6 protein-coding genes are annotated in these 9,823 nt (G+C 73.4%); 2 read left to right on the forward strand and 4 right to left on the reverse strand.

From position 1 onward, the window contains the following. Positions 1 to 101: 101 nt before the first annotated feature. Entirely contained in the window at positions 102 to 455 is a 354-nt protein-coding gene (locus AB0H87_RS31880) for a GntR family transcriptional regulator (protein ID WP_360154011.1), read from the reverse strand. 12 nt (positions 456 to 467) lie between these two features. Beyond that, positions 468 to 1,724 (reverse strand): guanitoxin biosynthesis pre-guanitoxin forming N-methyltransferase GntF, encoded by a 1,257-nt coding sequence (gntF, locus tag AB0H87_RS31885; protein ID WP_360154014.1) that lies wholly within the window; start codon positions 1,722 to 1,724, stop codon positions 468 to 470. A 93-nt stretch (positions 1,725 to 1,817) separates the two neighbouring features. Between gntF and AB0H87_RS31890 the strand changes: the two genes are divergently transcribed. Both AB0H87_RS31890 and AB0H87_RS31895 read left to right on the forward strand, forming a co-directional pair. Next, positions 1,818 to 3,803: an ATP-binding protein gene (locus AB0H87_RS31890; protein WP_360154017.1), complete on the forward strand. Its 1,986-nt coding sequence runs from the start codon at positions 1,818 to 1,820 to the stop codon at positions 3,801 to 3,803. Between the two features lie 21 nt (positions 3,804 to 3,824). After that, the gene (locus AB0H87_RS31895; RefSeq protein ID WP_360154020.1) at positions 3,825 to 4,376 is read left to right on the forward strand and encodes a dihydrofolate reductase family protein; all 552 of its coding nucleotides are present in this window, start codon (positions 3,825 to 3,827) and stop codon (positions 4,374 to 4,376) included. Between the two features lie 66 nt (positions 4,377 to 4,442). Here the strand turns inward: AB0H87_RS31895 and AB0H87_RS31900 are convergent, their stop codons facing one another. Both AB0H87_RS31900 and AB0H87_RS31905 read right to left on the reverse strand, forming a co-directional pair. After that, entirely contained in the window at positions 4,443 to 5,459 is a 1,017-nt protein-coding gene (locus AB0H87_RS31900) for a DUF3068 domain-containing protein (protein ID WP_360154023.1), read from the reverse strand. Positions 5,460 to 5,522: 63 nt separating this feature from the next. Further along, the coding region (locus AB0H87_RS31905) for an alpha-(1->3)-arabinofuranosyltransferase family protein (protein ID WP_360154026.1) at positions 5,523 to 9,823 on the reverse strand (4,301 nt) is incomplete at its 5' end.

The following is a 9,823-nucleotide window of genomic DNA, read 5'->3' on the forward strand; positions in this document are numbered from 1 at the left end:
GGTGGCCGGCAGCCCGTCCCAGCGGCTGGGCGGGGTCGCCAGCAGCACGCCGGCGGGCACCCAGCCGGCGATCGCGGCGAGAACGGCGCGAGCACGTCGCGTCATGGTCGTACCTCCTTGAGCATCGCGGTGATGTCGTCGTCGCCCAGGCCGAGCCGGCGGGCCTCGGCCACGAACGCGCGGGCGAGCTCCGTCAGCCGGATCCGCTCGGCGCTGACTTGGCCGCTGACGACGGCGCCGCGGCCACGGCGCAGGTCGATGAGCCCCTCGTCGCGCAGCGTCGCGTAGGCCCGCAGGACGGTGTGCATGTTGACGCCGAGCGCGGCCGCCAGGTCCCGGGCGGGCGGCAACCGCTCCCCCGCGGCTATCTCGCCACGCGCGAGCGCCCCCCGCACCTGCCCGGCGATCTGCTCAGCCAAAGCCACCGGCGACGCGTCATCCACCGTGAACAACATGTTCGCATAGTACTAGAACAAACGGCTCGGTGCCAAAGCGCGCTCGTCGGCCGGCTGCTTGCGGGCCCAGCAGAGCAGGATCGAGGCGTACCCATGGGCGGCGTCCTGGCCCGTCGGTCGGACCTCGAGCGATCCCAGGTCGAGCGCCGGCCGCAGGACCTCGCGCAGGTCCGCCTCGCCGACGTTGGCGCTCGGGAACAGCCGCCCGCCGACCGTGTAGCCGCGACAGTGGTGCAGTGCCGCCGTGACGAACAGGCCGCCCGGCTCGATCTGGGCCGTGATGTTGCGCATGAAGCGCCGCCACGTGGTGAGGTCGGCCGTGGCCGAGTCGGCGCAGTAGGCACTGACCACCGTCGCGTACCGCGCGTCGGCCGGGCGGGACGCGTCGACCTGGACCAGTCGGGTGATCTTCGCTCGCGCGAGGTCCGCGCGCGCCGCCACGTCGTCGTCGGTCGGGTCGCTGACGCCCTCGCACACCAGCGTGTAGCGGATGAACGGGCGCCAGTCGTGCGCGCCCGGCGCGCGGTCGAGCCACCGCTGGATCTCGGCGAGGTTCGCCGGTAGGTAGTCGCCCAGGTGGATCTCCGAGGCCAGCTCCGCGGCGGCGAACACGTGGTGCATCGTGGGTCCGACGCCGAAGAACAGCACCGGGCGGTCGCGTTCCGCGTTCCGCAGCGCCCCGACGAGGAACGCGATCGTCGCGCGCTCGTCGGGTTCGACGGCACCGTAGTAGTCGGCGAGGTAGCGCGCGGGCGACCAGTCCGTGTCGAACGACGCGTACCGCCGGCGGAGCACGGTCGCGGTGAGGCGGGCCAGGCCGTACTCGTAGAGCGCGGCGCCGAGGTTCGCACCCGCGAGGAAGACCAGCGCGTCCGTCGACGTGATCGAGTCGGCGACCGCCGCGGCGCCGAACGCGGCCACGTAGTACGGCAGCTCCTTGGCCACCTCGGTGCCGGCGTACGCGACGGCCGCGGCGACCCGCGGTGCCCGGGCACTGCGGGCGCGGCGCCGGGTCACGTCGTACGCCACCTTGGACAGCACGTTCGTGCTCGTGCCCGTCGCGGCCAGCAGCGCACCGTTCGCGCGCAGGTTGGCGCGCAGGCCGACCGCCCACATGAGATAGCTGGCGACCAGGAACGCCACCACCCACCCGTGGTCGGCGCCGGCCAGCAGCCCGGAGGCGACCAGCGCGGTCCCGGCGACCGCCGCGATCGCGTCGAGTGCGTAGGCGGACGCCGCGGTGGCGGCGAGGCTGACGATCCATCGCATGGCGCGAGGATCGGCCCGCCGGCCGTTCACCCACCACGTCAGATAGTTGTTAATCCCTGTCCAAAGGCCGCCCGGCGGCGGACAGTGGACCCCGTGGCGACGAGCCTGGGTGAGCTGTTGGACACCGCGCGGCGTGCGCGGTTCGTCGGGCGCCGCGCCGAGGTGGCCAGCTTCGACGACGCGCTCGCCCGGCGCACGCCGCACCGGGTGCTGTTCGTCCACGGCCCCGGCGGCATCGGCAAGACCACGCTGCTGGCCGAGTTCCGCGCCCGGGCGCGCGCCGCCGGCCGCGAGGTGGTCCAGGTCGACGGGCGGGAGATCGACCCGTCATCGGCCGGGTTCAGCGGCGCGGCCACGCTCGCCGCCGGCGGTGTGCTGCTCGTGGACGGCTACGAGGAGCTGCGCCCGATCGACGACTGGGTACGCGGCCAGTTCGTGCCCGGCCTGGCGGCCGACACCGTCGTCGTGCTGGCCGGCCGCGAACCGCCCGCCGCGCCCTGGCGGGCCGACGCGGGATGGCGGCACCTGGTGGCCGTACACCGGCTCGATCATCTCGACGAGTCGGACAGCGGCGACCTGCTGGCCCGGGCCGGCGTGGCGCCGGACGTGCGACCGCATCTCGTGCGGCTCGGCCACGGGCACCCGCTCACCATCGCCCTCCTCGCCGACCTCGCCGCGACCGGCACCGTCCCCGATTCCCTCGCCGAGGCGCCCGATCTCATCTCCGTGCTGCTGGAGTCGTTCCTGCGCGACGTGCCGGGCGACGCGCACCTGACCGCGCTCGCGACGTGCGCGATCGCCTGGCTGACGACCGAGGAACTGCTCGCCCACATGGTCGGCGCCGACGCGCAGGACGTGTGGCGCTGGCTCGCGGCCCGGCCGTTCGTCACCCGTGGCCCGCACGGGCTGTTCGTTCACGACCTGGTCCGCGACGTGCTCGACGCGGAGTTCGAGCGCCGGCTGCCGGAGCGCTACCACGCGCACCACCGCACGATCCACGCGTACACGGTGGCCCGGCTGCGCACCACCGTCGGTCCCGACCGGGAGCGGCACGGCCAGCAGCTGCTCTTCCTGCTGCGCAACAGCCCGTTCGCCAGCTCGTTCGCGGCCCTCCGGGCCCTGGGCTCCGTCGCGGTCGTGCCGGGCCGCGCGGACGAGCACGACCAGGTCTGCGAGGTCGTGCGGCGGTTCGAGGGGCCGGCGGGCGCCGAGCTGGCCAGGTCCTGGCTGCGGGAGCAACCCGAGCACCTGTACGTGGTGCGCTCCCCCACCGGCCTCGCCGGGTTCGCACATCACCTGTTCTGCCCGACCGGCTCCACATTGGAGGACCGCGATCCGGTCGTACGGGCGGTCCTCGACCACGTCGACCGGCACGGGCCGACCCGGCCCGGCGAGCTGGTCAACATCGCCCGCCGCATCGGCGGCGCCGGCGAGTACCAGCGGGACCCGTACGCGGTCCTGGCCGCGCCCGTCTCCAGCGTGATCGAGTGGCTCACCCGCCCGCTGGCCTGGTCGGTCTGCGTCACAGTGGACCCCGGGTTCTGGGCGCCACGGTTCGACCACATGGCGTTCGCGCCCCTCCTCGAGCTCGACGTGGACGGCCGGCGGCACGTCGCCTTCGGCATCGACTGGCGCCGGCTGCCGGTCGACGCCTGGCTCCAGCTGATGCGGGAGCGCGGCCGCACGGGCGAGACCGGCCCGCCGCCGGCCGCCCTGCTCCGGCCCGCGCCGCTGGACCGCGCGGGTTTCGCTGCCGCGCTGAAGGCGGCGTTGCCCGTGCTGCACCGCCCGGACCGGCTGTGCGCGAGCCCGCTGATGGGCTCGGCCCTGGCGACGACCGCCGCCGGACCGACCGCGGCACAGCTGCGGGCCACGATCGAGGCCGCGGTGGGCCGCCTCAAGGAGGAGCCCAAGGGCGACCAGCTGTACGCGGTCGTGCACCGCACCTACCTGCGTCCGGCGCCGTCGCAGGAAGCCGCCGCACAGGTGCTGGACCTGCCGCTGAGCACGTACCGCCGCTATCTGGCCAAGGCCCTGGAACGCCTCACCGACCTGCTCTGGGCCGTGGAGATCGGCTAGCCGCGGTGGCAAGCTCAGGCGATGGCCAACCTCATCTACTCGGCGATCACCTCACTCGACGGCTTCACCACCGACCGGAACGGTGACTTCTCGTGGGCCGCGCCCGACGAGGAGGTGCACGCGTTCGTCAACGACCTGGAGCGCCCGGTCGGCACCTACCTCTACGGCCGCCGGATGTACGAGACGATGGTCTACTGGGAGACCGCGTCCGACGAGCACACCGTCTCGCGGGACTACGCGGCCATCTGGCAGGCGGCCGACAAGATCGTCTACTCCTCGACCCTCGACGCGGTGGCCAGCGCGCGGACGCGCCTCGAGCGGACGTTCGACCCTGACGCCGTCCGCCGGCTGAAATCGAGCGCGGACCGGGACCTCGGCATCGGCGGCCCGACGCTGGCGGCGGCCGCCTTCGCGGCCGGCCTGGTCGACCAGTGCCAACTGTTCCTCAACCCGGTCACGGTCGGCGGCGGCACACCGGCGTTGCCCCCGGACCAGCGCCTCAACCTGCACCTGGTCGACGAGCGCCGCTTCCCCAACGGGGTCGTCTACCTGCGGTACCAGCTCGTTGATTGACGCAGTTGTCGCTGCTCTGGAGGAGCGGGCCGAGGATGCCGATGGCATCCCCGGCCGCTACCACCGTTACGACGAAGCGTTGACCTTGCCGGTCTCGCTGACGTCGGCCGGCTCGTCTCCCGTGTGCCGGCCCTGCGGGCGGCGCGCGGAGAACATCAGGCCGAGCCCCACCAGGATGAGGCCGATCAGCACGAGGGCGAGCGGCCCCCACAGGGTGACGATCTGCAGCAGTTGCCGGTTGGACGAGGCGGTGTCGGCGCTGCGGCTGATGGTGTCGTCGGTGTAGGTGAAGAGCGCGTCGAGGATCTTCACGGACTGGCCGTTGTCGCCGATCAGGCTCTTCTCCTGGTCCTCCTGGACCTTGATGAACTGGCCGGTGGTCGGCTCCACCCACACGGTGCGGGTGTTGTTGTAGACGATGTTGCCGGAGGTCGCTCCCGGCAGGAGCGCGGCGAGCAGGGACTTCATCCGGTCGGCCGGCAGCTGCTGGCGGGCCTCACGGATCTCCTGCGTGAACTGGTAGGTCTCCAGGCCGTTGATCTCTTCGGTCTTGACGAAGTTCGCCGGCTGGGTGGCGAGCACGTCGCGGTCGAAGATCTGGTAGGTCTCCTGCTCGGTGCCGAACGGGAACTTGTAGATCTGGCCCGAGTAGTCGACGTCCTGCCGGTCGTTTCCGGTGTCGAGCCACTGCCCTTCCCAGGGCACCGCGGCGCCGGTCTCGCGATCGAGGGCGAGCTTCGTGCTGTAGGCACTGACCAGCGCGTTGTCGCTGGTGCGGACGACCTCCTGGCCGACCTGCCAGACGACCGCCTCGCCGTCGAGGTCGCCTTCGAGCTTGGCGGTCTCGGCTCGGTCCGGCTGCACGGTGATCGTCGAGCGCAGGTTGCCGCGCTCGACCTTGGCGCCCTCTTTGGTGATGTGGAGGAACGTGGCGTCGGGCGCCTCGGCCACCGACTGGGTGAGCTCGAGGTCGTAGGGCAGCTGCGCGACGCGTGGACCGACGACGAACGCGAGACCCGCGGCGAAGATCAACGCCAGAACACCGAGGCCGAACAAGACGGCGCCGATGACGCGAGACCTCATGGTGCCTCCACAATGTAAGGACGGACGGCGGGGGTGGACGTCCGCTGGCTGGCGAGCAGGTTACTACTCAGTCACATCCGGACGCGACCCCTGACCCGACTCGCGTCGCAAGACCATCGTGTAGTTCCACGTCAGGGTTTCCCGTAGCAGCGGCACACGGGCCACCCAATGCGCCCATCGGGGGTGGTATCGGGGCAGAACATCGATGATCACAATTTGGCCATGACGACGGGCGGCGCGCGCCCAGCGGTACGTCCGCGCCGCGCTGATGGGGAACAGCGTCTCGAGGTAGCGGTTCTTGGGCTCCCGTCCCATGCGCCGCGCGTACCGCCGTCGCGCCCGGGTGCCGCCGAGGTAGTGCCACGGTGCCGTCTCGTGCCCGCCCCACGGCGAGAGCCAGGGCGTGAACGAGACGAAGATCGTGCCGCCGGGGCGGGTAACGCGCACCATCTCGTCGAGCATCGCCTCCGGCGTCGACACGTGCTCCAGCACGTTCGACGAGTAGCAGACGTCGACGACGGCAGACCGCACCGGCAGCGCGGTACCACCGCCGCGCACCATGCCGGTCACCTCCGCACCGGAGGTGGCGAAGTCTCCGACGGCCGGATCAAGACCGACGTACGTCGCGCCCGCGTCACGGAACGCCGAGGCGAAATAGCCGGGTCCGCCGCCGACGTCGAGCACGACCGCGCCGCGCAGGCCCGCGTACGACCCGAGCTGCTCCGTCGAGTCCTTCGCCAGCAACGAATAGAACATGTCCGGATCGCTCTGCTCGTGCAGGAACGCCCGGAACAGCCGCACCGCGCGGCCGAGGGTCGCGCGATGCCGCGGCGGCGCTTCCGGTTCCGGCTCGAACGGCGGCTCCGCCACCTCCTTGGGTGAGGGCGCCAGCGTCGCGGCGACCGCGCAGACCGCGGTCAGCATCGCGGCCTGGGCGACACCGCCGTAGGCCCATTCCTGGCCGTACCCCTGGATCCGGCCCACCACCGCGACCGCCGTGCCGCCCGCGGCGGCCAGCAGCGCGATGCCGGGCAACGCGCCCGGCCGCAGTTGGCGCATGAGCATCGCGGCGACCAGCAGCGCCAGCGCCGCGACGCCACCGAGCGCGACCGTGATGCCGGCCAGCGGCACGACGATCCACCACGACGAGAGCCCGGCCCGCGCGGCGACCGCCGGCCCGTCCGCCGGTGCCACCCGACGCCGGCGGGCGGGTATGGCCGCGAGCAGCACGACGAGCACCACCGCCGCGGCGCCGGCCAGCAGACCGTCGCGGTACGGCTCGTCCGGCGCGAACGTCAGCGTCACGGTCCCGCCCGATCCGGCCGGCACCTCGAACGCCTGCTGCCAGCCGTCGACCCGGACGGCGGTCAACCGCGCGTCCCCCAGCGACGCCGTCCACCCGGCGTTGAAGTTCTCGGGCACGACGAGCAGCGCGGCCTCGCCGGACGCCACGGTGACCGTGCGCGCCGTCGCGTCCCAGCGCCCGACCTCGACCCCGCGGGCCCGGGCCGGTTGCGCCGGCGACGTTCCCGAGGCGGGTACGAGCGCCGCCGAGTCGACGACGAACGAGTCCGACGGCTCGGTGCGCAACCGGTGCTCGCCGGCCGCCAGGTCGACCGACTCGCGCGCGAAGTCGTCGCACAGGGTCAACGGCAGCGACCGGCCCGCGCGGGCGTCCGCCAGCGTGCCCCCGACCGACGTCGGGAAGTCGACGCCGTCGAGCGTCACGGTCGGTCCGTGTCCGCACGGTGCGACCAGCGCGGTGGAGGTGACCGACGAGGCCGGCGGGAGACCCAACGCGGGTATCTCGACCTCGGCGATGCCGACCGGCGCCGGCCAGCCGTTGCCCCGCTCGTCGGCGAGCTTCTCGTCGAACCGGGCGACCGCGATCGACAGCCGGTCCGTGGTGACCGCCGGGAACCGGACCCAACCATCCGCGCCGACGCTCGCGTTCCGCGTGCCCGCGGGGGTCCGCACGACGACGTCGCGGGGCGTCGACGCCACCGGCGCGGTGGGCGCCACCAGACGCAGCTGGTCGATCTTCCGTCGCCCGTCCCAGGACAGGTCCAGGGTCGGGTTCGCGTCGACCGGCTCGGCGAGCCACGCGGTCGCGGTATCGCCGTCGACGGCCGCGTCGGCACCGACCCCGACGTCGCCGGCCAGCACCGAGGTGGCCGCCGCGGTCACGGGCCGGTCCAGCGGAAGCGGCCCACCGGCCCGCGGGCGGGCGGTCAGTCGCAGCGCGTACGGCGATGCCACGGGCGTGGTGAAGATGCGGTCCAGGCCCAACGGTTCCTCGCCGGCCCGGGCCAGGAACTGGTCGCAGCGGGTCTCCCCGCCGGTCGCGAAGCAGGCGCCCCGGTCCTCGGGGGCACGACCGAACGCGTAGACCGGCGCGGGTCCGCCGTCGACGTCCGACGGCGCGCGCAGGGCCCGCTGCGCCGACAGACCGGGAATGCCGAGTTCGCGCAGCGCGACCGCACCGCCCTCGTGGCCTGGTCGCAGCGCCAGCACGGTCACCCGTACCGTCGTCGTGAGCCCGGGCAGCGTCGCCAGCCGGTGCGGGCCGGGCGTCTCGGGCAGCGCGCGGTCCACGGCGCCCTGATCGGTCCTGATCCGCAGGTACGCGACGGGCGACGCCACGCGCAGGTCGTCGACGAAGTCGACGGTCAGCTCGTCCACCCGGCGTGGCGTGTCGAACGTGACGTCCAACCACTGGCCGACCGGCTCGCTCAACGGGTCGGAGTGCCACGCGGTGCGGGCGTCGCCGTCCAGCGCGGCGAACGGCGCGTACGACACCTCGGTGGGGCCGGCCGTGTCGGCGAAGGCCGCGCTGCTCGACGCGTCCACCGAGCGGATCCCCTGGAACGTCGCGACCGTGTCGTGACCCTCGATCGGGAACGGCACCAGATCGGTGCGCTGCCGTTGCTGGCGGGTCTGCTCGTCACGGGTGAGCGTGTAGCTGAGGTTGTCGCGCATCCGGCCGACGTTGAGCTCGCGCCGGCGAAGCCCGTCGGTGACGATCCGGTCCGCCGGCGGGTTCGCGCCCCCGGCCGCGTCGCCGGCCAGGATCGTCGGCGTCCGGCCGTCGATCAGGCCCTGCTCCAGCAGGCCCAGCAGCGACTCGGGCCCGCCGCTGACGGTCGGCACGTCGGCGCGGGCCACGGCCGATACCAGGGGCACGGGTCGCCGCACTTCGAAGATCTCGATCGACGGTACGGCTACCCCGGCGTCGACGGGGCTATGCAGGGCGCCCGCGTCGACGTCCGGCCCGAAGGTCGCCACCGGAGCCAGTCCCGGCGACCCGGCGACGGCCCGGCGAATCACGGCGATCGGCGGCACGCCGGTGGCCGCGCGGTCGACGTCGTGGCGGACCAGCAGGTAGCGGTACCCCGCTCGGGAAAGGAAGTCGGCCAGTCCAGGCGACCCGCGGCCCTGTTCGAGAACGGCCTCGACGGCGTCCATCACGCGGATGTTGCCCTCGGACCCGAGCGGGATCTGGTGGCGGGTCGACCACGGCGCTCCCGCCAGCGGCTGGATCGGCTCGTCGACGGTGCGGCCCCACTGGTTCTGCGCGAACCCCATGCCCGGCACGACCAGCGTGCGCGCGTGCGGGTCCTGGTCGGCGAGCCAACCGGCCGCCTGCTTCCAGTGCGCCGGCACGTCCGACCAACCGGGACCGGGGCGCAGCAGGAGCAACCAGGCGGGCGCGGCCGCGACGACCAGCAGGCACGCCACGACCGGCGCCGCCGGCACCCGCAGGCGCGGGAGCGAGATCCGGGTCGCGGCCGCGTGGGCCAGGCCGAGCAGGATCGGCAGCCGCAGGACGGGCTCGAACTTGTGGACGTTGCGCAGCGGGGCGAGCGGGCCGTCGAGCAGGTCGCGTACGGGGCCGGCGAACGGGCTGTCGACCGTGCCCAGGTAGCCGATGGTCAGCAGGGTCAGCCCGGTGAGCATCGCGAGGACAAGGAACCTGCGCTCCGGCAGGCCGCGCAGCGCGAGACCGACGAGCCCGACGACCGCGACCAGCGCGGTCGCGGTCATCAGCACGGCGTTGTCGACGAGCACCCAGCCGGCCGGCCACCACGGCTCGCCCTGCACGATGTAGCCGACCCACTGGTTCGTACCCCGAACGGCCTGGAACAGCGACGTCACCGCCGTGGTCGTGGCCGACGACTCGATGTAGTCAAGGAAGGGAAGGCTGTACCGGCCGAACAGCAGCAGCGGCACGAGCCACCAGAGGCTCGCGGCGGCGACGCACACGCTCCACCAGGCGGCCAGCTTGGCCAGGTGCCGGTCCCAGCGCCGGGTCGCGCAACCGGTCGACCGGGAACGGGTCGGCGCGGCGGGCGCCGATGCTCGGG

The sequence above is a fragment of the Asanoa sp. NPDC050611 genome, from assembly GCF_040654855.1.
Lineage (GTDB): Bacteria > Actinomycetota > Actinomycetes > Mycobacteriales > Micromonosporaceae > Asanoa.

Coding starts and splice junctions, on each gene's coding strand:
- AB0H87_RS31880 (WP_360154011.1), bottom strand. CDS start 455: ATGTTGTTCACGGTGGATGACGCGTCGCCGGTGGCTTTGGCTGAGCAG.
- gntF (WP_360154014.1), bottom strand. CDS start 1,724: ATGCGATGGATCGTCAGCCTCGCCGCCACCGCGGCGTCCGCCTACGCA.
- AB0H87_RS31895 (WP_360154020.1), top strand. CDS start 3,825: ATGGCCAACCTCATCTACTCGGCGATCACCTCACTCGACGGCTTCACC.
- AB0H87_RS31900 (WP_360154023.1), bottom strand. CDS start 5,459: ATGAGGTCTCGCGTCATCGGCGCCGTCTTGTTCGGCCTCGGTGTTCTG.